The sequence below is a fragment of the Draconibacterium halophilum genome (assembly GCF_010448835.1).
Classification (GTDB): domain Bacteria; phylum Bacteroidota; class Bacteroidia; order Bacteroidales; family Prolixibacteraceae; genus Draconibacterium; species Draconibacterium halophilum.
Genome location: NZ_CP048409.1, coordinates 2725564 through 2749130, shown reverse-complemented (window position 1 = coordinate 2749130; position 23567 = coordinate 2725564). Strand labels below are relative to the sequence as shown.

The window sequence follows — 23567 nt, the reverse complement described above, 5'->3', positions numbered from 1 at the left end:
AAGGAACAGATTTAGCTCCGCTGATTTTCAATTTTCATTCGTTTCCCTCATTCGAAATGACACCCCTGCATAATCTGTCATTACCTCATTATGGCTAAAACAAAATTTGGGTGGGCTCTCGCAATGACCCGCAACCCCTCCGCGTAAGAAAAACATCTAATGATATAGTCATTGGCAACGCAGTGAAGCAATCTGTTTGTCTGTAATAATTTTTACGGGACAACAATGATTTTAAAACTCAAAAGTTACATCTTCAAACAGTAAGTGCCTAAAACCGTAGACATAAAAAAAGCCTGCTTCCGTAAGTTTACGAAAACAGGCTTATGCCTAATTACTTTTGCTCTTTTTCCCAACTATGACACTTTAATCTCAATCGGCTCTTTTTCAAGTGCTTCTTCTTTTTTCAGAAGTTCTATGACCAGAATTCCATTTTCAAATTTCGCACTTATCTTTTCTGCATCAACCGATTTTGGCAAACGGTATTTCTTTTCGAAACTTTTAGCGCTAAACTCACGGTGAGCAAATTTGTAGGCCTCGTCGTTTTCTTTTTCTTCTTTCTCAACCTTAACGGTCAATACATTTTTGTGAACATTTAGCTGAAGATCCTCTTTTACAAAACCTGGCAATAATACTTCAACTTTAAATTCTTTTTCTGTTTCAAAAACGTTGGTTGCAGGCGATATACCACCATTGCTCACATAGTTTTCTTGGTAATCATTTTTAAGGAAATTGTTAAATAATTCATCAACTAATGTTCTGTTTACGTTGTAACGTGGGTTTTCAAATCTTACTAAATTCATGACTTTTCCTCCTAATATTTTTAATTCTCTTGTTAAAATTTTGTTTTCAAATTACTGCATGCTATAAATCAATTCCTGTTCCAACAAATTTTTCCTACCGATCTTGTCATTTTCGCTATACAAAACAATGCCAAAATGACCGACTTGCTATTTTTAGTGCGCAAATATGACATACTATCTAATTTTATGGATATATAAACAATAGCAATCAGAGCTGAAAATATTGTTACCTTTGCGCAAAATTTTCCAGAAATGAGGATTGATATTATAACAGTTTTGCCGGAAATAATTGAAAGTCCGTTTAATCATTCAATTATTAAGCGGGCACAGGATAAAGGACTGGCAGAAATCCATATTCATAATTTACGCGATTATTCGGAAGACAAACACCGACGTGTTGATGATTATTCGTTTGGCAAGGGCGCCGGCATGGTAATGGCAATTCAACCGATTGAAAAAGCCATTGAAACATTAAAAGCCGAGCGCGATTATGATGAGATAATTTTTACAACTCCCGACGGTGGATTATTCGATCAAACAGAGGCTAATAAACTCTCGCTAAAGAAGAATTTGATCATTCTTTGCGGGCATTATAAAGGTATTGATCAGCGAATTCGGGACACTTACATCACTAAAGAAATATCGGTTGGCGATTTTGTGTTGACCGGTGGCGAACTTGCTGCAGCAATTATTACGGATGCCGTTGTTCGCCTTTTGCCTGGCGTGCTTTCCGATGAAACCTCTGCCCTTACCGATTCATTTCAGGACCACCTGTTAAGTCCACCCATTTACACACGTCCGGCTGAATATAAAGGCATGAAAGTACCTGAAGTTTTACGCAGTGGAAACGATAAACTGGTCGACGACTGGAAACATGATCAAGCCATTAAACGCACAAAAAAATTACGCCCCGATTTGTATAAAAAATACTTAGGAGAAGAATAATCTATGCCCACTTCACTTACAAACGAAAGTATTGATTTAGTTAAAAAAAACTCGAATAATTCTGAGGCCAAAAACATTCTGATAATTGGTGTTTTTCACGGGGAAGAACCTCAAGGTGAATATATAATTAACAGATATCTTGAAAACGGAAATCCTTCTGACACTAAAAATCACTTGTTTTTTATTCCCTGTTTAAATCCCTGGGGTAAAGAGCGTGGTGTTCGGGGAAACCAAAACGGCGTTGATTTAAACCGCAACTACCCCACTAAGAATTGGATTAAAACCGAAAAAGATGAATATTACTCTGGAAAACATGCAGGCTCGGAAATTACAACCCGGCAAATGACCGAATTATTGGATGATTTAAAACCCGACATCATACTAACGCTGCATGCCCCTTTAAAATGCGTTAATTATGATGGCCCGGCAAAAGAGCTGGCAGAGAAAATTGCTGAATTCTGTAATTATCCGGTGGTTGCTGATTTGGGTTACCCAACTCCCGGCTCGTTTGGTACTTATTGCGGCATTGAACGAAATATTCCAACCATTACACTGGAATATGACGACCAGGAGGATTACGAAAGTATTTATATGAAAACAGAAAAAATCTTTGACTGGCTGGCTGTTTATTAGTTTGTAGTCTCGGTAAACAGTTATCAGTTTAGTTCTTCAAACTTCGGAGCTTTTAAAACCGCCGGCAAATTCCTCGATAGGCACAGTACTCGCACTTTTTATCGTGCTCTGTTTGTACAAACTCGTTTTCTTCTGAAAAGATTTCGGAAACTAAACCAGCCAATTCGCCTTCAAATTCTTCAGCTACTTTGTCAAAGAAAAAGTCTTTGTAATTCATTTGTACCGCCGCCGTAAAATTCTCGGCAAACAAACTGCGTAAGGGGTAAATAGCCGCCTGAATTTCTTCTGCATTAGTTTCTTTTGCCAAACCCCACGAATAAATCAGAGCTTGCAAAATCTCCTTTTTCGGCTCTTTTGCATCCCTTTCAAACAGCTCTTCAACTGTTTTAAAACGGGTCGTTTTTACATTCCCGGTCTTATAATCGAGCACTCGGGTTACGCCATCAGCACGGTCAACCCGGTCGATCATACCACCAACACATATTTTATTATCGCCCGCATTTATCCATCTTTTGTAGCGCTGTTCCAGACTAACAACTGTAAATGGTGCCATTTCCTTATCAATTTTCAAAAGCTGTCGCAAATAGGTTATGGCATTTTCGAAAATCAGCAAGGTTTTACCTTCCAACTTTATTTCTCCTTTTAACGGAAGTTTCTTTTTCAAATAGTGTACAGCAATCTGTTTGGTCACTTCATTCTCCAGCCACACACGGTCTTTCTGAATTTTCTCGATATTACTTTTTTCAACTACCCTGCCTACATAAGGCTTATACAACTCTTCTAACGTATCATGAAAAATATTACCAAAAACAACCCCGTCAATTTCTTCTTTCACCTCTTCCGGCTCCGGCAAACGAACCACATACTGATAGTAAAATTTCAACTTACAATTCAGGTAAGTATTAATTGCACTTGGTGAAAGCGGATGATCCTCCGAATTATTAGCCAGCAATTTCGCCACTACTTCTTTCGAACTTTTTACACGAATCTCCTCCACCGGATCGTTGGAAAACGAAAAATCGAGGTTCAACATTGCAGGTTTATGTACCGAATCGTATTGCAACTGGTAACCATAACGACTGAGTTCGCCGGTTCCGATTCCCTCTTTCACAACACTATAAGTAGCCGTAATATTTTTTGCCCGCTGAACAAGACGATAGAAATAATAAGCATACATAGCGTCCTGCTCGTCGATGCCCGGCAATCCAAATCCCAAACGAATATTAAAAGGAATAAACGACGGCGCCGTAAATTTACGTGGCCATTTATTTTCGTTCAGTCCAAGAATAATCAGGTTCTCAAAATCAAGACAACGGGTTTCCAAGATTCCCATCACCTGCATCCCGCTTAGCGGTTCGCCTTCAAAAGCCACAGAGACCTGCCCGAGATACTGCGAAAATAGCCTGAAATAAACAGCCTCGCTGATTTCACGCTGCTGCTCACTCAACACGTCATCAACAACAGATTTTAGCTTTTCAATCGCTTGATAAATGGAATATATCAGCTCCAGAAGCATCGCATTGTCAATCTCCGCATCTTTTAAATGACCATAAAAAGCAGCAAGCACATTTAAAAAGTACTCGCTGTAATCCGCTGTTTTTTCCGGCAATGTAAATATTTGTTTATGCAATGGCGAGAAGTCAATATCGGCCAGCGGCACCGTAATCCGGTTATAATTTTTCAGCTGGTTAATATACCCTTTACACGCCTCACTCGCAGTGTCGCCCAATAGCTGATGATTCAAAACATCGGTCACATAACGGTAATAAGCCACAAAATTATCGCCTTCTTTTCGCTTGTTCTTCAGCAGCGTTACCAGCAGCATTAAAAAGCCGTAAACCACCGAATTACGCACCGAATAACCCATCGTAACATTTACCTTATCGATATTCGCAGGGACTGCCCCCAGTGCCGAAAACAACAAACTTTCATCGGCTAATACAATCGCTGTATTATCGAACTCCTTTTTATAAGACTTTTTTGTTTCGTCCAGAAAATTAGGAATTTGTTGCGCCTGACCATATACCGACGAAACCGCAACCATTTTCATATTTTTGGGTTTGGAGAAACAGGTTTTATCCAATTCAAAATCTTCAGGTTGAGGGAATTCAATCAGGTTACTTCGCAAAAAATGACCTGCTTCATTTTGTTTGTCGCCGAGGTACGACTCATCGTAATCCCATAAAAATTCGGCTTTCCCTAAACTTTGCAGATGCTTAAAAAATCGTTTCTCGCAGGCGTTAAGCGCATTCAATCCTACGATATAATATTTTTTAAAAGGAAATTCCTTTTCTTCACTTTCCAGATTTTCTGCCACTTCCCGATCCTGCATTCCGGGATAAGCCAGTTGTTTTTCGGCCAGCTGCTGTTTAAAATCCTGGTAAACAGGATACAACTTATCCCAAATGGATATATATTTTTCTTTAAACCCCATTTTATCTACCACAGCCATACTTCCCCAAAACTGCTCCAGCGCCTTTTTCTGCTCGTCGGTGAGGTAATCAAAAACCGATTCAATTTCTTTCAAATCGGAAACATTGGTAAACAAATCTTTGGCTTTTACGAGATAACGATCGATATCGTTAAAATCGGCTAACAGAATTTCGCCCCAAAAATAGAATTCATCAAAGGTTTCAGTGGTTTTAGTATGTTTCAGAAATACATCATAAAGCAAAGAAATCAGCTGTAACTTCTCGCCTTTTTGCATGGCAGAATACGATGCCATCAGCTCATTTACCGTGGTAGTACTGGGGCCAATTATCGCCCCTTTAACAGTTTTCTGTAAATAATGAGTAAAAAACACACCAGCTCTTCGGTTCGGAAAAACCACACACAAATCTGTTAATTCGTTTTGGTGTTTTTTATAAATGTATTTAGCGCATTGCGAGAGAAATCGTTCCATACTTCAGTTCATCGTTCAGGGCTTAAAGTTCATAGTTTAGCCTGAATAAACAAGAAATTAATGCAAGAAAATTTTCTTAAATTAGAGCTGTTTTATGAACCTTATTGTATAAATCCATCTTAACAACAACATGAAAAAATTCGCACTGTCACTCTTCACAATTGTCTTATTCGTTCAACTATTTGCACAAGACCGTGTTACAGGTCTCAACTTTGCCACTCGCAGCGAGGTAATTGCGCAAAACGGAATGGCGTGCACCAGCCAACCACTGGCTACGCAGGCGGCACTCGACATACTAAAAGCCGGCGGAAATGCTATTGATGCTGCCATTGCCGCCAATGCTGTTCTGGGTTTGGTAGAACCTACAGGAAACGGCATGGGTGGCGATTTATTCGCTATAGTTTGGGATGCCAAAACAAAAAAACTATATGGTTTAAATGCCAGCGGACGCTCGCCTTACGATTTAACGCTTGATTATTTTAAGGAAAACGGCTATGAAAAAATTCCGTCGCACGGGCCACTGCCGGTTTCAGTTCCTGGCTGCGTTGACGGCTGGTTCGAACTTCATAATAAATTTGGCAGTCTGCCAATGAAAGAAGTCCTGAACCCCGCCATTTCTTATGCCGAAAACGGATTTCCGTTAACCGAGCTTATTGCCTTTTACTGGGGGCGCAGTGCCTTTTTAAGTCAATACCCGGGATTTGAAGAGATTTTTATGCCCAATGGCAAAGCGCCTAAAAAAGGGGAAGTTTTTAAAAATCCTTACCTGGCAAACACTTTAAAATTGATTGCAGAACAAGGCCGCGATGTATTTTACAAAGGAGAAATAGCAGAAAAAATTGTTGATTACGTGCGTGAACAAGGTGGCTTTTTAAGCATGAAAGACTTTGAAGATCATCATTCGGAGTGGGTAGACCCCATCTCGACAAACTACCGTGGTTACGATGTTTGGGAACTACCACCTAACGGACAAGGAACAGCCGTTTTACAAATGTTGAACATCCTGGAAAATTACGATATTGCCAACATGGGTTTTGGCTCGCCCGACTACATACATCATTTTATTGAAGCAAAGAAACTGGCCTACGAAGACCGTGCAAAATATTACTCCGATATGGATTTTAATGATCTGCCGATTGAAGAACTGATCTCAAAAGAGTACGGCAAAGAAAGAGCAGCATTAATTAATGAAAACCGTGCAGCACGCTCCTATCCTGCCGGAGAGTTAGAACAAGGAAATACGATCTATTTGACAACCGCGGACAAAGACGGCAATATGGTGTCGCTTATTCAAAGTAATTACCGTGGTATGGGATCAGGAATGACACCTGGGAAACTGGGATTTATCCTGCAAGACCGTGGTGAATTGTTTGCGCTTGAAGAAGGACATATGAATGTTTACGAACCACACAAACGCCCGTTCCACACGATAATTCCTGCATTTATCACAAAAGATGGCGAACCATATATCAGCTTTGGGTTAATGGGGGCGCCATGCAACCACAAGGGCATGTTCAAATTGTTTGCAACCTCATTGACTTTGGGATGAACTTGCAGGAAGCCGGCGATGCACCACGAATCAGCCACGACGGCTCGAGCCAGCCAACCGGCGAAAAGATGAACGATGGCGGACGCGTTTCGTTGGAGAGTGGATTTGAATACCAAACCATACGCGAATTAATGAGCAAAGGACACCGCATTGGTTATGCACTTGGGCCCTACGGCGGGTACCAGGCGATTATGTGGGACAAAGAAAATAAAGTATTTTACGGCGCTTCCGAATCAAGAAAAGACGGTCAAGCGGCCGGATTTTAAAGAACAAATTGAAGTGAAACAAATACTAATTTTGAAAAACAAGCGCTTCAGTTGTTGCATTTAAAAGCTAATTAATAAATTTATCAAATAGCTTTTTATGTTATATATAAAATATGTATTACATATTTAATTTTCATACAAATTATTTATTGAGTAAAAATATACTACCTTAATATTCTTTTAATATTTTATCTACACTTACCAAACACTGGGGTCAGCACCTTCTATAACCCTTTATTATCAGGCATTTCAAAAATACACATAGAAAACTAAACGTATAGAGATTAACCTTCAGGCGACCTTTAAACATTAATATCTTTCTTTTTAATCTTATTTATTATTCAATAAAAAATACTATTTTTATTAATATTTATAATATATAATACAATATGATGTCATTTCTTAATATATTTTACAATATTGCATCATATTCTTAATTTTAAAATCACGAAGTCTGCATATCGAAAACATTAAAAACCAAAAGCTATTAAAACAACAATAAACAATCAATTTGTTATTAATTAAACTCAAACAAAACAGTAAAAACAACCAGAAAAACACATTTTATCAAGCGATAATCATTTTACTTTTTATAAAACAAATAATTCTCTATGAAAAGATTCTTATTCACAATCTTCTTGATGAGCGCAGTTACACTATTTGTAACGGCGCAGAAACGCACCATAAGTGGTGTCGTACGAGAACAATCTACCAATGATTTACTCCCCGGAGTAACAGTACTGGAAAAAGGGACTTCAAATGGAACTGTGACGAATGTCGACGGTGAATTTTCCCTTTCTGTTGAGCAGGGGGCAACACTTGTTGTTTCTTATATCGGACTGGAATCGAAAGAAGTCCTTGTGGGCTCCTCTCCTTCTATTGAGGTTATACTTTCTCCATCATCCGAAGAGGTTGGTGAAGTAGTAGTAACAGCAATGGGTATCCGTAAGGAAACCAAAGCCCTGGGTTATGCTGTTCAGGCGATTGGAGGCGATGAGCTTTCAAAAGTGAAACAGCCCAACCTGGTAAACTCGTTAAACGGTAAAATTGCGGGAGTTAACGTTACCAATTCAGGAGGTGGTGCGGGTACATCATCGCAAATTATTATTCGTGGAAGCACCTCACTTTCGGGAGACAACCAACCACTGTTTATTGTTGATGGTATTCCAATCGACAACAGTACGGTAAGTGCTGACTATGGTGCTGGCTTAAGTGCAACTTCAACCTACAGCGGTAACCGTGGTATGGATATCAACTCAGATGATATCGAATCTATTTCTGTACTTAAAGGCCCTGCTGCAGCCGCGTTGTATGGATTGAAAGCAGCTGCCGGAGCGATTGTAATTACCACTAAAAAAGGTGAAGTCGGAGCAATGCAGGTAAATGTTAGCTCAAAATTTAAAGTTGACATGGCCAACAAGTTGCCGGAGCAACAAGCTGTGTACGGACAGGGAAGCGACGGTGCTTTTGATGATGGAACAACATCATCGTGGGGAGCTCCACTTACCGGAACTGTTTACAACAATCTGGAAGATTTCTTCGAGCCTGCATTTTCATACGATGTAACAGGAAGTATTTCGGGTGGTACTGAAAACGGAAGCTACTTTATGTCGGTTCACCGTCTCGACCAAAACGGTATTGTACCTACTACAGAATATGCAACCAACTCTATTCGTTTTAACGGCGAGCACAAAAAAGGTTGGTTCACCATCGGAATGAACACCAACTATATTTATTCGCAAACCACCAAAACACTTACCGGATCGGGTTTATACGGCTCGGGGGAACAGGTGCAATGCTTAGTTTGCTGAGATGGCCACGATCGAATGACATGAGTCAGTGGATTGAAGGCGGACAACGTGTTCCTCTTTTGCCAAATGTTGATCCGGAAGATGATGTTGATAATCCTTACTGGACAGCACACAAAAATCCGGTTACCGACGACGTTCATCGTTTTATCGGATCGGGTTATGTTACTATGCAACCTACCGAATGGTTGAGCGCCACTTACCGTGCAGGTATCGACCATTACAATACATTCTCACGTAACCTCGTAACTCCGGGATCGGCAGTAGCTCCTCCATACGATGAAGGTGCTGTAACCGAGTCGCAAAGAGAAAACAACATCCTTACATCGAACCTAACCGTTTCGGCCAATAAAAAAGTTGATGACTTTGATTTAGGTTTAATGTTGGGACACAACTACGAGCAGTCAACTTATTTCAGCCAACGGCAAAGTGCGATTGGTTTACTTTCTGATTTTATGAGCGTAAACAACGCCGACCGAGAAAATCAAACGTTTAGCAACTACCAATCGAAAAAGAGATTGTATAGTGCTTTTGGAGAATTTAGTGCCAGCTACAAAAACATGGTATTTTTAAGTGTTACCGGACGTAACGACTGGTCTTCTACACTGGCAGAAGAGAACCGTTCGTTCTTCTACCCTTCTGTTAGCGGTAGTTTTGTTTTCTCTGAATTATTCGGCGAAGACCTAAAAGAAACATTCTCGTTTGGTAAAATTCGTGCTTCGTGGTCGCAGGTTGGTAAAGATGCTCCTGTGTACCAAACTGCAACCTACATCGAAACGGTTAATACAATCGGTGGTGGTTACAACAACAGCTACACCGGAGGTAACCCTTACCTGGCTCCTGAAACCACTGAGTCGACAGAACTTGGTTTAGACCTTCGTTTCTTTAACGGACGATTAGGTGCCGATTTCACGTATTACGATACCCGAAGTAAAGATCAGATCATTTCGCCAAGGGTAAGTATGGCAACCGGTTATATTTTCCAGTATACGAACTTCGGAACTGTTACCAACAAAGGGTTTGAGCTTACATTAACCGGAAAACCAATTCAGAACCAAAACTGGAACTGGGAAACAACTTTAAACATTTCGCATAACAACGGAACCGTATCTGATCTTCCTGAAGGTGTTCAGTTACTTTATGTAACCGACGTTCAGGTTGGACCAGCTACACCGGCATCTATTGGCGACGATATTTTCCTTGGATTAATTGGTACGCGCTGGGAAAGAACTGATGATGGTCAATTGATTCTGGATTCAGACACCGGTCGCCCGATTACTTCAACAGATGCAACAAATGTTGTTGGCGACCGCGAACCAGATATGCTTTTGGGTTGGAACAACAGCATTACGCATAAAAACTGGAACCTGTCATTCCTGGTTGATGTAAGAATTGGTGGCGATGTTTATAACGCTACTGAATACTCAATGACTTACTCAGGAATGAGTAAAATCACTGAAAACCGTGGAGAGACTCAAACATTTGAAGGAGTGATGATAAACAGCGAAACCGGTGAATACGAACCGGCAACAAGTACAATCACGCTTGATCAGGATTACTACCAAAACTATTATACAAAAGAAGCCGAACCATTTATAACCAGCGTTAACTGGTTCCGTTTGCGTTCTGCATCGTTGAGCTATTCAGTGCCTGCATCGTTTTATAACCGCATTGGTTTTGTAAAAGGAATTGATCTTTCGTTAACAGGAACCAACTTGCTTCTGTTTACTAATTACGAAGGAATGGATCCGGAAGTTAGTGCCGGTGGTTCCGGCGTATTAGGAGCCGGATCATCAGGAATTGATTATGCCGGAGTACCTGCTACCACAAGTGTTTCATTCGGCTTAAATGTTAAGTTTTAAAAAGAATTAGATATGAAGAAGATAACAATATTATTTCTGTTTTTTATAGGGGTGTTTTTCACCTCTTGCGAATACGACCTCGATATAAACAACTCTCCCAACGCGCCACAAGAGGCCGCTCCGGATCAGCGTTTACCCTATGTTTTAGCCGAAACGGTTGATTTTTATGGTAGCCACGGAACACGAACTGCTAACCTTACCCAACAGTTAGGTTATGCTTATCGCCCCGGTTACCGCTACTACATGTTTCAGAACTGGCAATTTGCCAATAATGCTGACGCTTGGGTCTGGCAGTGCTGGTATGGTTATGCCTGGGTAAACATTGAAGAAATGCTGAAAGATGCCGAAGATGTTGAAGCATGGCATTATACCGGCGCTGGTAAAATCCTTAAAGCATTTGGAACAGGAACATTGGTTGATGCTTACGGTTATATTGCCTACCAGGACGGTATTGCCGGAAATATTCAGCCCGATTATGACGATGCTGAATATGTATACAGCCAAATCCTTCCGTTAATTGATGAAGGTATTGCTGATCTTGAGAAAACACAGGGAGAAAATGCTCCGGACCTTTCTGTTGGTGATGTAATGTACAACGGCGATATTGACAAGTGGATTAAGTTTGCCTATGGCGTAAAAGCCCGTTTTATGAGCCACCTTTCGAAAAAAGCCGAAGGAACCGATCTGTTAGCCTACAACCCTGCCGGAATTCTTTCAAATATTGCACAATCATTCCAATCGAACGGCGACGATGCCGAATATATTGGCGAAGATGGTGATATATCGGCAAGATGGTGTATTCAACGTCAAAATATTGGCAGCTCGAATAAACCCGGTAAATTATGGAAAGACTACCTAATGAATACTGTTGACACCATTAACGGTGGCGATGAAACCTGGAACAGTCGTGTGGTTGATCCACGCACTGAAGTACTGCTTCCCAAAATTCTGGAAGGCGACAATGCCGGTAAATTCTCATTTGCTGTTGATTTGGGAGAAACAGATCACGCACCAACAACTGACGATGTAAATTATGTTGGAATGCGCTCATCAGAGGAGAATCCATTGTTTTACACCGAAAAAAATTCGCCTTATTTCCTGCTTTCTTATTCTGAGTTGAAATTTATTGAGGCAGAGATTTATTTCCGCCAGGGAAGTTTGGAGAGCGCACTGACTTCGTACCACGATGCTATTCAGGCAAACATGGACAAGCTGGGAATTCCGGCTAATGAAAGCGCCGCCTTTATGGGCAGCGAGGCCGTTGTCCAAACCGCATCGGATTTGACATTGAGTCACATTATGATGCAAAAATACATCGCATGTACCTACAGTCCTGAAGTTTGGACAGATATGCGACGTTGCGATTACTGTATTGGTCCTGACGGAACTTACGATTACGCTGCCGGCGTTTACAAAGGATTTGATCGTCCGACGTTTGTATACGAAACTGCTTTCCCTCAGGATGACGACTATATTCGTCGTTACCAGATGGCCTATTACGAGCGTTATTACAATGCATCGAAAGTAGAGGCACTTGGCGTTTTCGAAAATGAATATATGACCACACCTGTTTGGTGGGATATTGAAGAATAGTTATTTTAAGTCTAAAGTTAAGCTGCAACGGCTTGCCCGATCCTTTTTCGGGCAGGCCGTTTTTTTTATGCCTAAAAAACAATTCTGTGCAAGGGAATAATGAAAATTACCGAGGTAAGAAGGACGATACCCAAGGGTAGCGGCTTAATTTCCAAGGTTCGAAAGCCTGTATCCGAGGGTAGAATGATTATTACCAAGGGTAGAAGGCCAGTACCCAAGGGTAGAAGGCCAGTACCCAAGGGTAGAAGGCCTGTACCCAAGGGTAGAATGATTATTACCTAAGGAAGAAGACTTTTAACCAAGGTTAGAATGACTATTACCTCAAGTAATGTAAAATCGTAACATTAACTTACTCTTCAATTTCCCTGACCAGATGGAGAATCTTATCGCGCAAAGGTTTGTATTTGAAATACCAGATCACTAGGCCAATTATCACTCCAAACAGTATTGCTCCGAGAAAGAAAACCTGGGAATCGAGCACCGATTTGCCTTCGCCAATACCTTCAAATGTAAAACCCACATCCATTAATAAAAGGCCCGGTACAATCCCCAATGCCCTTCTCTGAAAAGGCTGGTAACGACAGGCTGCTTTTTTTAGCATTTCGAGCGTGGGCAACGAATAATCAACATACTGGTAATCCTTATAATATTTACGGAAGGTGAGCGCAATGATCAAAAAACCCAATACAAGTGCCACTCCGCTAAATAAATCGTTTATATCATGTGAATCGGTATACTGCAATGCGGTTTTTACCATAAACAATGGAATAAAAATCCAGTAAAAAATCTGAATCACCATAACAATTCGGGCATACTGTCTGTCTTCTTTTTTCAGTTTCCCGGTTAATTTACTTAGGTTGGTATCAAATTCATGTGCGGTCATAATAGTTCTCCTTTCAGCTTTTCTTTTAATTGCGATTTAATTCGATGGATTTTCACTTTTACATTAGGTTCGGTAATACCAATAACCTCGGCAATTTCTTTCATCGACAGCCCTTCGAGCATCAGCGATATCAATGCTTTATCGATTACCGACAACTGGTTAAGCTCAAGCTGCATACGTTCGAGCAACTTTTCCTCGGCCAGTTTGTGTTTCAGGTTTTCATCATCCAATATCGAATTCAGGTTTGTTGTGATGCTGTTTACCATCAGTTTCATATGCCTGAAAGCCTTTCCGGTAAATGTTAACGACGTGTTTACAGCCACCCGGTAAACCCAGGTGCTCATGGCCGAATCGCCCCTGAAACTATCGAGACTTTTCCAGATATTTACCAGCACCTCCTGGTACATGTCTTTCTGATCTTCAGCATTGGAATTGTAATACCTGCAGATATTGCGGATCCGCTCGCCATTGTCAGATACAATCGTGTTGAATTTCTCTTCTTTCGTCACTTTTCAGTGTTTTTTCCTATTTAGTAAAGCTAAAAACGGATAGTTACATTTTTTTCTGAAAATATTAATAAAAGAATCGTTGGAACAGATTTCGGGGGCTTCGGTTCAGAAAGTTAACCTTATGAAGAAGTTGAAGGAGAAATTGGCAAATGAGTAATTGAGTTTATGAGGAATGCTTGAATGGGAGGATCTTTGGATATTATTTTTTTTTACCACAGAGGTCCACAAAGAATACACGGAGTTTCACAGAGAAAAGATAAATCACCAAGAATTACAATTTATCAATCTAATTCAATCTATATTCAATCTCTATTCAATCTTTCTCAATCTCTTTCTCCTTTTACAAGCAGCCAAACCGTAAATGCCATTTCGCCTAATATACTTGGCACGGCTACCAGCGCAAGAAATATTCCTGCTAAATCAGCATAGTTGGGCAACAAAAAATGTGCTGCTGTATCAACCATATACATAATACCTGCAATGGTAAGAAATACCGCAATCCACTTTGGCTTTTGTATGATATTGGACAATAGAATTAAGTGTGCGCCAAAAAAGAATAATCCAATCAGCCAGATAATTTCGAACACATCTACCTGGAATAAAATCTCATCTGCCGAATCAAGTTTTAAAGTAAGAACTAAGGCAAAAACCGCAACGCCCATTATTGCTGCATGCATCAACCGAAAATAGGTACTTAAACGGGTAAATTTATGCTTGCGGTATAAACCAAAAAGTCCCCAGGCAACAACTACATCAAACAGAACAGTAATTAAAAAGGCTAAAATGCCAAAGCGCACAGACATATGATTAAATCTGATCGTTTCGAGTGGATTTTGTTTCAGAGACTCAAGCATAACAAAATTGGCAAATATGGCCGCAAAAAAAATGATCAGATAGCTGATTCCGGTAATTATCGATAGTTTTCTTGGATTCATTTTAATCAGATTAGAATTAGGTATTTTATGGCATAATAACCACATCTATCTGTTAAATGTTTACAAGAGCGGGCATAAAAATGGTTCCGTTCGTAATTGACAAACGGAACCTTTACTATTTTACTTTATGAATGTATCTTTTACTTACAAAGCGGATCAACACCAATTGTACCAACCAACTCTTTCAAATATTGCTTCGACTCAACATACTTTAATCTGTCTTTTGCTTTTTGAAGTCTGCTGTCAATATCCATTTCTGCAACCAGTGCTGCATTATTGGCATTTGATTTAAAGTCTTCCAGGTAACCAATCTGCTCCACCATTAAAGCAATATCCTTATCCTGTTTTTGTTTCAAACGTGCTTTGTACCAGTCGCTTTTTAGTACCTCTTCCCTATCGAAAAGTTTTCGCAGTTCCGGATCACTGATATCCTTGCCTTCATAGTTACCATAAGCCATTACATGCATTAACACTTTTAACGGTGGAATTGCGCCTTCTACGCTTCCATCTTCAAAAAATGGCAGCGCGGCACGTTGCATGGCTTCTGTTATATTATTTATTCCGTCAACATAATCATCCAAACTCTGCAACTCAGGCTTCAGCATTCGTTCGTTGAACACTGCAAGCGGTTCGTCAAATAAGCGGTTCATACAACGAAAAGCAAAGTTTTTTGTTATCCGGTAGCCTAAACGACTGGCCAGTACCTTTTTCCCTTTATATTCGAAATCATCTAGTTTTTCCAAACAGTCATTCTCAATCAGTTTTTTCGGATCTCGGTCTTCCGGAACCAAACGTGCCCAAATTTCAGGAATAAGAATACTAATATCGTGGTCGAAACGATTCTCTGAACCAATGTACCCGGCAGCCGAACTAAATCCCTGGTATTCGGTAAGAATGTACGACAGCAAAGCGTTATTCAGGTCGGTAGTAGGCGCCAGCATGTTAAACGGCCCTTTGGTAAGTGCTCCTTCAAGGCCTGCTCCTGTTGTAGATGGCGACTTTCCGGTGATACTTGCAATAAAATCCATGAATAACTCAGGTAACTCCTGGTAGTGTATTGGATTATAAACCGACAGCGGACGGATTCCTGCCTTTTTATCAACGGGATTGTTTCTTCTTCCGGGTAATACGGCATTTACAGGCCAAACCACCGGATCGTTATCTTTTATTTTCCGGAACAAACGCACACCAATTTCGCCAAGATAGGAGTCTTGTGTTTCATTCTTAAAAATATTGCGTTGCAGGTAACGCGGATTTTTTGTTGGCTCGCCGTCTACAATTCGCGGGTGCGAAGGCGTAACGAAGTAATTATCGCCATCTCCTGAAGCCACTTCCTGAATAAAGTTCTTGACCGGTTTTGTATATTTCTCAAAACTAATTGCATCATCAATCAGTTCAATTGCATTTTCGCGTGATAAAGGCTCATAATTCGTCAGGAAAGTATTGTTATCCACAATTTCCTTTTCTGCTTCTTTATCATAGCCTCTGATAACTGCTTCATCCGGGCGCTGAAATAAATAACTCTCGCAATTGGTAACCAGTTTCACACTCGGATTAGTGTATTCCTTATTCAGATTTTTCAGCATATTAGACGGTACAGTAATGGTAGCAGAAATATCGTCCTCTGTTTGAATTTTCATCGACGGAACAAAATCCGAACGTAGTTTATGCAAATACCAGCGACCTTCTTCGTTAAAACCAATACGCACATAACTGGCGGTAATTGGATTGTGTTTGTAACGCAATACATTTCCAGGGCGGCCATTAACAATTTCAACATTAAATAACTCGCGCCATTTTAACCCTTTTTCTTCGTTGCCACGGTAGTGACGTTTAACAAAGAAGGCCAATGTGCGAACATTGTCGGGCAGATCTTTCAGAAATTTATTATACGCATCGCTGTATTGATCGGATGGGGTTAACAATTTTACTGCCGACCCTAACGTACGTTCTTTGCTCAGGAAGGAGCGCGAAGGATCAGCGTTAGGGCGAACATTTTTCCATCGGCCAGAATAGTCTTTATTAATAATCTCATCAACCATATTTTCAACCAATTCAAGGTTCTCGATATAGAAATACCCGAATTTAATGGCATTTTGCATCGATTTTGAGATCTCTGATTTTCCACCTCCGGAAACAGTACTTGGTTTATGGCAAAACATTCCCTCGGGAGCCGTATCGATAATACGCCAAAGTGCCTGAGTTGGATGTTTTACCAACTGAAATTTATGTCCGGTAGGATGCACATAAGTTTTATTTGGCGAAAGCTTCAGACTGTAATCTTTATTTTTATATTTCCAGCTGACTGAACTTTTCTCTACATCAATATCAGCACTTTCAGGAATATAAACCACATCAGCATATTTTTTATCAATAGCGTAGTTTCCATCTTGTACATCGATGCGGTTGCCCAACAACTTTTTCACTTCATCGAAAGAATAGGGCTGATCGAACTTTTTAGTAAAATTGTTACCAAAAACACTGTCGCTCATATTTCCACGCGGGAAAGCAATCGCTCCACCAGCATGTTCTTCTTCAACCAAACCAAATAAGTTGGCTGAGTAGCTTATTTGTGTTTTTATTTCTTTTTTGGAATAACCGTAATAGTTATCGGCAATAAGGGTAACTACAACACCCCTATCATCGCGGCAGGTAATTTTAAAAGCACCACCATCATTATACAACTCATTTTCGTCTTTCCAACACATGCCATCTCGTTTCTGACGCTCCGAAGCATCATCGTAATGTGGCAGTCCAACATCTTTCTTCTTAAGTGTTGTCAGGTGCGGAGCCAAAATAATACACCCGGTATGGCCGGTCCAGTGTTCAACATCAAGTCCGGCATCGTTTACGGCCAGGTTTGGATCGCCGGCATTACCAAAAATGGTTTCTACAAAGTCGAGGTTGCTCACCAAACTTCCGGGTGCAAAAAAGCGTACTTCCATACTCTTTTCGCTAACAATGCCGGGCACTTCAGGGCAAACTACCGGGCGCAGCAACAGCGACACCATTACTTTAGCCTTTTTATCTTGTGCCGAAGTAAAAGGCAAGGTCATTAACTCGTCGGTTGGATTTACTGCTGCATGTAAAAGATGTGCGAAGGCAATTTTCGGCACTTCTTTTTTATCAGTAGGCACCGGAAGACCGCCACGCACAATATGAAAAGTTCCTTTTGTTGTTCGCTTATCCGCGGCCGGATTATTTAGAATCCCCTGTTTTAAACGATAAGAGCTTAACAAATCGTTTTTAAACTCTTTGCCGTTTGGCGGCAAACTTAGCTCTCGTGCCATTTTCTTCTGGTTCAACACCAAGGTACTGTTTGGCAAACGATAAGGTTTTTCAAATTCAAGCTCTTTTAGGTAATCATCGATAAAATGCTGTATTCGTGCATCTGCCGGCGACATGTGCTCGCTCAGCAAACGTGATTTTTCCTGGAAACTTTTTACCAGGCCTTCGGTTAATGACTGAAATTTTGAATTGGCATATTTAGTGCCGGAATCTGAATCATCATTAAATGTTGGCTGACCTAAAGACGCCAACTGTAGGTTAATGTATTGAATCATATCACGGCGATCTCTTCTTTCCTGTTTTTCAGGAGCAGATTTTTTACTCATAATTTTCGTGTTTCTAATCCTTAAACAAAAATACAGAATTGAAGTTTGATCAATCTTATGAAATTTATTAATTAACCAAAAAATAGCTATTGTTTATTGTTTTGTTAACTCAAGAGCATTATGTCAAAAGAATTTGTTAGAGTTCAATTTTTGAAGAAATATACGGCATCTGTTCATTTATGTTACTCTTATGATATGTATCATAAGCACTCGTTAATCGTATAATAATTTCAAAAATACCTTTGCGACATTATTCACTAAATTTAAAGGGTAAATTGAAGCAATTACAGCTATAATAAGCTACTGTAAATCGCAATATAAACATCATCTAAACTGCGTTTTGCGTATCGAAATGTATTTAATTCAATTATGCCACAACCAAAAAAATTAATACAAATGAAACACTTTAACGTAAAGACTTTATTGGTCTTCATGGCAGGTCTTTTTATTTCTTCGCAAACTTTTGCAACCGATGGTTATTTTAGCGTTGGCTACGGTACAATTAACAAAGGATTAGCTGGTGCCGGTATTGCATTTTACCAGGGATCGTTAATAAATGGCAACCCCGCAGGAAATGTATTTTTGGGATCGAAATACCAATTGGGAGTTAACTTCTTTAATCCGAACCGACAGTACACCGTTACAGGAAATCCATCAGGTATGGAAGGTACTTTTGGATTAATGCCCGGAACAATTGAAAGTGATAGCAAATTATTTCTTATGCCTTCGGCAGGTGCCAACTGGATGATTAGCGATAACTCAAGTATTTCAGCGGCTTTATTTGGAAATGGTGGAATGAACACCGATTATCCAACAGCTACATTTTACGATCCAACATCAGAAACTACAGGTGTAAACCTGGCACAGCTATTCGGAAATATAACTTATTCGACAAAATTAGGCGAGAAACATAGTATTGGTGTAACCGCCGTATTGGCCTATCAGTACTTCGAAGCTAAAGGGCTTACAGCTTTTGGTGCATTTTCTTCTAACCCATCTGCACTTTCAGGCAACGGTACTGATAGTGGTTTGGGTTACGGTTTTAAAATTGGCTACCTCGGACAAGTGGCTGATAATTTCACTATTGGTCTTACTTACCAGTCGAAAGTTTTCATGAGTGAATTTGACGATTACGCTGGTTTATTTGCCGAGCAAGGTGATTTTGATATCCCTTCTAGCTGGACAGCAGGTTTTGCATGGGAGTTTGTTGATGATTTCACAGTAATGGCCGATGTAAAACAAATTATGTTTGGCGATATAAAATCGATTGGAAATCCAATGTCAAATTTGAACAATGCAATGATGGGTGACGCAACCAGCATGTTAGGCGGAGATAATGGAGCAGGTTTTGGATGGGACAATATTATGGTTTACAAAATTGGTTTTAACTATGCTGGTGTTGACACCTGGGAATTCCGTGCAGGACTTTCAATTGGCGACAACCCAATTTCTGAATCAGAAGTGATGTTTAACATTCTTGCTCCTGGTGTTATTGAAAATCAAGTTGCACTGGGTCTTTCAAAAGAAGTTGGACGAAGTGGCAACCAATTCCACCTGGCTTTAAACTATGCCATGAACACCAGTGTGGAAGGTGCAAATCCACTGGATCCTCCATCAGGACAAACCATTGAGATTGAAATGAACCAGTTCGAACTGGAACTGGGATTCTCGTTCTAAACGGATAATTCGAATTAGATACTCCAAAAATTTCAAAAACATCATATTTTGAGCCTGGACTTTTGTCCGGGCTTTTTATTTCCATTTCAGTGATCGCTTCCTCAACTCATCTGTAATTATTATTTTCACCAAAAATAAAAATACAACTTCAGATGAAACTCATATCATGGAATGTTAACGGAATACGTGCCGTTGCCAAAAAGAATTTTTTTGAAGATTTTAAACTACTGGATGCCGACATACTTTGCCTGCAGGAAACGAAAGCACAAGATGATCAGGTGGCTGAGACATTGGCTCCCATAAACGATTACCATATTTATTCGAACTCTGCAGAAAAGAAAGGCTATTCCGGAACAGCTATCTTAACAAAAACAGAACCGATAAGCGTTTCGCGCGATATGGGAATTGACATACACGATACAGAAGGCCGTGTATTGTGCCTGGAATATGAAAGTTTTTATTTGATAAATGTTTATGTACCCAACTCCGGCAGCGCACTAAAACGTTTAGATTATCGTCAGGAATGGGATCTGACATTTTTCAATTACCTAAAAGAACTGGAAAAACGCAAACCGGTTATAATTTGTGGCGATTTTAACGTGGCTCACCGCCCTATCGATCTGGCACGACCAAAACCAAACTACAATAAATCGGCAGGTTTTATGCAGCAGGAAATTGATGGAATGGATCGATTTACGCAAGGAGGACTGCTGGATACTTTCCGACATTTTTACCCCGATGTTACCGATAAATATTCGTGGTGGAGTTACCGAGCCGGAGCACGCGGAAAGAATGTAGGCTGGAGAATCGATTATTTCCTCGTTTCTGAAAGCTTTATTCCGAACGTACAAAAAGCATACATTTTGAACGAAGTTATGGGCTCCGACCATTGTCCGGTTGGGATAGAAATTGCCGTTTAATTAGCAAAACATAAAATACTTTCAGCGGATGAGTTTCAATTCATCCGCTGTTGTTTTATAAAAACGCCCTACTTTTGCATTCTAAATCTGAGAAATTGAGTTTCAATCCACATAATACAAATTTACCTATCGTTGAAGTAATCGGCGAGGTAAAACAACACCTGCAAAAGGAAAATACCTTAATCGTTCACGCTCCTCCGGGTGCAGGGAAAAGCACTGTTATACCACTTGTTTTGCTTGATGAAAAATGGTTGAATGGCCAGAAGATCATAATGCTTGAACCACGGCGTTTGGCTGCACGAAGCATTGCAAACCGGCTGGCCGAACTTTTAGGCGAACAGGTTGGTAAACGCGTTGGTTACCGCATTCGTTTTGATAGTTGTGTGAGCAAAACCACACAACTTGAAGTGGTTACCGAAGGAATTCTCACTCGCATGCTACAAAATGATAATGCGCTGGAAGGAGTTGGCATGGTAATTTTCGATGAATTTCACGAACGGAGTTTGTTTGCCGATGTTGCTTTAGCTCTTTCGCACGAGGCGCAGCAAATTTTGCGTCCCGATCTGCGAATCATGATTATGTCAGCCACACTCAACATGCCGCAACTCACACAATTACTAAAAGCACCGTCGGTAGTTAGCGAAGGACGCCAATACCCTGTTGATATTCATTATGAAGGCGATAACGACCTGAAACTTCTTCCTGAGCTGACAAGTCGTGTTGTTTCAAAAGCAGTTGCCAAAAACGAAGGCGACATTTTGGTATTTCTGCCCGGCGAAGCAGAAATAAAAAACACAGAGGCCATTTTACGAAGCAAACACAAGGGAATTGCCATTCATCCGCTTTACGGACAGCTTCCGCCACAAAAACAATTTGCAGCGATTATGCCCAGCCGCGAAGGGCGAAGAAAAATCATCCTGGCAACTACCATCGCCGAAACCAGTTTAACCATTGAAGGTGTAAAAGTTGTTGTTGACTGTGGATTTAGCCGAACACTTAAATTTAATCCAAACACAGGTTTGTCGCGCCTCGAAACGGTGGAAATCACTAATGATTCGGCCGACCAAAGGGCCGGACGGGCAGGACGACTTGGCCCCGGTGTTTGTTACCGCATGTGGAGCAAAGCAACACATCACCGCTTAAATAAACACCGAACACCTGAAATTGAAGAAGCAGACCTGGCCTCTCTGGCACTGGAAATGGCAAAATGGGGTGTTGATGATATCATCAAACTTACCTGGCTAACTCCTCCACCAAAGGGTCATGTTTTGCAAGCCAACGAATTACTTGAGCAGCTGGAGGCAATTGAAAATGGTAAAATTACAGAACACGGGAAGGCTATTCATCAGTTACCTTGCCACCCACGCCTGGCGCACATGTTACTTTTGGCACAAAACAATGACCTTACAGCTTTAGCATGCGATATTGCGGCCATTTTAGAAGAACGAGATCCGTTGAACCGGGATGCAGGAATCGACATCAATCTACGAATCGAAGCCTTGCGCCGTTACCGCACCGGAAGTTTAAAAAACAAACGACTAAAACATATCGCCAAAATTTCAGCGCAGTATCAGAAGATGCTAAGTGTTGTTGAAGACAACTCTCCAACTGATCCCTTTGAAACAGGTTTACTGCTGGCTTATGCCTATCCGGAGCGCATTGCACACGCCACACCCGGTAATAATGCGCAGTTCAAACTGGCTAATGGGAATATAGCTGCCGCCGGGCACGAAGACGATCTTGCACACGAAGAATGGTTGTCAATCGCAAGTGTAAATGCCCGCGATGGCGTTGGCCGGATATTTTTAGCCTCACCGTTAAATCCGCGCGATCTTGCGCCGATGGTAAAATCGGTGGAATCCATTAACTGGGATACAAAAAGAGGTGGCTTTTCTGCCTTTTCCGAATTACGAATCGGAAGCATAATCCTTCAACAAAAACCATTGCAGGATTATAATATTGATCAAAAAATAAAGGCGATTTCTGATGCCATAAAAAAGGAAGGTGCCTGGTTGCTTAATTTTAATCAGGAAGTGGAGCAATGGCAAAACAGGATCAACAGTTTAAGGATCTGGGATAAAAACCATGAATGGCCCGATGTTAGTACAAACCTCCTGCTATCCACTAATAATGATTGGCTGTCTCCTTATCTGGCCGATATAAAAAAACCGGAAGATTTGAAAAAGATCGATCTTAAAAAGGTGCTTCAACATCATTTGAATTACAACCTGCAACAATTACTGGACAAGCTTGCACCGGAGCGACTACAAGTACCCAGCGGATCGAATATCAAACTTAAATATGGACAGGCAGGCGAAGCACCGATTTTGGAAGTTCGTTTGCAGGAAGTATTTGGCTTACTCGAAACACCAACCGTAAACAATGGAAATGTAAAAGTGCTACTTCATCTTTTATCGCCGGGATTTAAACCGGTGCAGGTTACCAACGATCTTAAAAGCTTTTGGAATAACACCTATTTTGAAGTAAAAAAAGAATTGAAAGCACGATACCCCAAACACCACTGGCCTGATAATCCACTGGAAGCTGAGCCATTACGGGGAGTGAAAAATAAGCGCAACTAAATAATTCATCAAAATTCTATTTCACATTAATACAAAAGAAAAGAGGCTGCTCCTCTGAGCTAGCCTCTCATCTTACTTTTAGTAGAACC

Annotated in this window: 14 protein-coding genes and 1 pseudogene; 9 read left to right on the top strand and 6 right to left on the bottom strand. The window is 40.6% G+C overall.

What is annotated here, in order from left to right; genetic code table 11:
* Window positions 1-353: 353 nt before the first annotated feature.
* On the bottom strand, window positions 354-800 hold the full coding sequence (locus G0Q07_RS10950) for an Hsp20/alpha crystallin family protein (RefSeq protein ID WP_163346127.1): 447 nt from the start codon (window positions 798-800) through the stop codon (window positions 354-356).
* A gap of 252 nt (window positions 801-1052) precedes the next feature.
* Here G0Q07_RS10950 and trmD point away from each other — a divergent pair, with 252 nt between their 5' ends.
* The gene (gene trmD, locus G0Q07_RS10945; protein ID WP_163346126.1) at window positions 1053-1745 is read left to right on the top strand and encodes a tRNA (guanosine(37)-N1)-methyltransferase TrmD; all 693 of its coding nucleotides are present in this window, start codon (window positions 1053-1055) and stop codon (window positions 1743-1745) included.
* A gap of 3 nt (window positions 1746-1748) precedes the next feature.
* Window positions 1749-2378 carry a DUF2817 domain-containing protein gene (locus G0Q07_RS10940; protein ID WP_163346125.1) on the top strand — a complete coding sequence of 210 codons (630 nt, stop codon included), beginning with the start codon at window positions 1749-1751 and terminating at the stop codon, window positions 2376-2378.
* A 52-nt stretch (window positions 2379-2430) separates the two neighbouring features.
* Here the strand turns inward: G0Q07_RS10940 and G0Q07_RS10935 are convergent, their stop codons facing one another.
* Complete coding sequence (locus tag G0Q07_RS10935; RefSeq protein ID WP_163346124.1) at window positions 2431-5280, bottom strand: PD-(D/E)XK nuclease family protein; 2850 nt, start codon at window positions 5278-5280, stop codon at window positions 2431-2433.
* A 130-nt stretch (window positions 5281-5410) separates the two neighbouring features.
* Between G0Q07_RS10935 and ggt the strand changes: the two are divergent.
* The 4 genes and pseudogenes from ggt to G0Q07_RS10920 all read left to right on the top strand — a co-directional run bounded on the left by ggt (window position 5411) and on the right by G0Q07_RS10920 (window position 12358).
* Window positions 5411-7095 (top strand): annotated as a pseudogene (gene ggt / locus G0Q07_RS10930) (gamma-glutamyltransferase).
* A 611-nt stretch (window positions 7096-7706) separates the two neighbouring features.
* The gene (locus G0Q07_RS20295; RefSeq protein WP_203532515.1) at window positions 7707-8906 is read left to right on the top strand and encodes a TonB-dependent receptor plug domain-containing protein; all 1200 of its coding nucleotides are present in this window, start codon (window positions 7707-7709) and stop codon (window positions 8904-8906) included.
* Window positions 8891-10765 carry a TonB-dependent receptor domain-containing protein gene (locus G0Q07_RS20290; RefSeq protein ID WP_394366523.1) on the top strand — a complete coding sequence of 625 codons (1875 nt, stop codon included), beginning with the start codon at window positions 8891-8893 and terminating at the stop codon, window positions 10763-10765. Before G0Q07_RS20295 ends, G0Q07_RS20290 begins: the two co-directional genes overlap by 16 nt.
* Before the next feature lie 12 nt (window positions 10766-10777).
* A complete protein-coding gene (locus G0Q07_RS10920; RefSeq protein ID WP_163346123.1) occupies window positions 10778-12358 on the top strand; it encodes a SusD/RagB family nutrient-binding outer membrane lipoprotein in 1581 nt (526 codons plus the stop codon).
* Window positions 12359-12707: 349 nt separating this feature from the next.
* On the opposite strand, the gene G0Q07_RS10915 is transcribed toward G0Q07_RS10920, so the two are convergent.
* From G0Q07_RS10915 to G0Q07_RS10900, 4 genes are all read right to left on the bottom strand, one after another.
* The gene (locus G0Q07_RS10915; protein ID WP_163346122.1) at window positions 12708-13241 is read right to left on the bottom strand and encodes a hypothetical protein; all 534 of its coding nucleotides are present in this window, start codon (window positions 13239-13241) and stop codon (window positions 12708-12710) included.
* The gene (locus G0Q07_RS10910; RefSeq protein WP_163346121.1) at window positions 13238-13750 is read right to left on the bottom strand and encodes an RNA polymerase sigma factor; all 513 of its coding nucleotides are present in this window, start codon (window positions 13748-13750) and stop codon (window positions 13238-13240) included. Before G0Q07_RS10910 ends, G0Q07_RS10915 begins: the two co-directional genes overlap by 4 nt.
* A 323-nt stretch (window positions 13751-14073) precedes the next feature.
* On the bottom strand, window positions 14074-14685 hold the full coding sequence (locus tag G0Q07_RS10905) for a DUF4386 domain-containing protein (protein ID WP_163346120.1): 612 nt from the start codon (window positions 14683-14685) through the stop codon (window positions 14074-14076).
* Window positions 14686-14825: 140 nt separating this feature from the next.
* Window positions 14826-18299, bottom strand: coding sequence for a hypothetical protein (locus G0Q07_RS10900; RefSeq protein ID WP_163346119.1), 3474 nt, complete (start codon window positions 18297-18299; stop codon window positions 14826-14828).
* Between the two features lie 396 nt (window positions 18300-18695).
* Here G0Q07_RS10900 and G0Q07_RS10895 point away from each other — a divergent pair, with 396 nt between their 5' ends.
* The 3 genes from G0Q07_RS10895 to hrpB all read left to right on the top strand — a co-directional run bounded on the left by G0Q07_RS10895 (window position 18696) and on the right by hrpB (window position 23478).
* Window positions 18696-19976 carry an OmpP1/FadL family transporter gene (locus tag G0Q07_RS10895; RefSeq protein WP_163346118.1) on the top strand — a complete coding sequence of 427 codons (1281 nt, stop codon included), beginning with the start codon at window positions 18696-18698 and terminating at the stop codon, window positions 19974-19976.
* A gap of 152 nt (window positions 19977-20128) precedes the next feature.
* A complete protein-coding gene (locus G0Q07_RS10890) occupies window positions 20129-20896 on the top strand; it encodes an exodeoxyribonuclease III (RefSeq protein ID WP_163346117.1) in 768 nt (255 codons plus the stop codon).
* A 74-nt stretch (window positions 20897-20970) separates the two neighbouring features.
* Window positions 20971-23478 (top strand): ATP-dependent helicase HrpB, encoded by a 2508-nt coding sequence (gene hrpB, locus G0Q07_RS10885; protein WP_246222882.1) that lies wholly within the window; start codon window positions 20971-20973, stop codon window positions 23476-23478.
* The last annotated feature ends 89 nt before the right edge of the window (window positions 23479-23567 follow it).

Excerpts from the sequence above, each read along its gene's own strand:
- G0Q07_RS10950 (WP_163346127.1), bottom strand. The coding sequence starts at position 800 with ATGAATTTAGTAAGATTTGAAAACCCACGTTACAACGTAAACAGAACA.
- trmD (WP_163346126.1), top strand. The coding sequence starts at position 1,053 with ATGAGGATTGATATTATAACAGTTTTGCCGGAAATAATTGAAAGTCCG.
- G0Q07_RS10940 (WP_163346125.1), top strand. The coding sequence starts at position 1,749 with ATGCCCACTTCACTTACAAACGAAAGTATTGATTTAGTTAAAAAAAAC.
- G0Q07_RS10935 (WP_163346124.1), bottom strand. The coding sequence starts at position 5,280 with ATGGAACGATTTCTCTCGCAATGCGCTAAATACATTTATAAAAAACAC.
- G0Q07_RS20295 (WP_203532515.1), top strand. The coding sequence starts at position 7,707 with ATGAAAAGATTCTTATTCACAATCTTCTTGATGAGCGCAGTTACACTA.
- G0Q07_RS20290 (WP_394366523.1), top strand. The coding sequence starts at position 8,891 with ATGCTTAGTTTGCTGAGATGGCCACGATCGAATGACATGAGTCAGTGG.
- G0Q07_RS10920 (WP_163346123.1), top strand. The coding sequence starts at position 10,778 with ATGAAGAAGATAACAATATTATTTCTGTTTTTTATAGGGGTGTTTTTC.
- G0Q07_RS10915 (WP_163346122.1), bottom strand. The coding sequence starts at position 13,241 with ATGACCGCACATGAATTTGATACCAACCTAAGTAAATTAACCGGGAAA.
- G0Q07_RS10905 (WP_163346120.1), bottom strand. The coding sequence starts at position 14,685 with ATGAATCCAAGAAAACTATCGATAATTACCGGAATCAGCTATCTGATC.
- G0Q07_RS10900 (WP_163346119.1), bottom strand. The coding sequence starts at position 18,299 with ATGAGTAAAAAATCTGCTCCTGAAAAACAGGAAAGAAGAGATCGCCGT.
- G0Q07_RS10895 (WP_163346118.1), top strand. The coding sequence starts at position 18,696 with ATGAAACACTTTAACGTAAAGACTTTATTGGTCTTCATGGCAGGTCTT.
- G0Q07_RS10890 (WP_163346117.1), top strand. The coding sequence starts at position 20,129 with ATGAAACTCATATCATGGAATGTTAACGGAATACGTGCCGTTGCCAAA.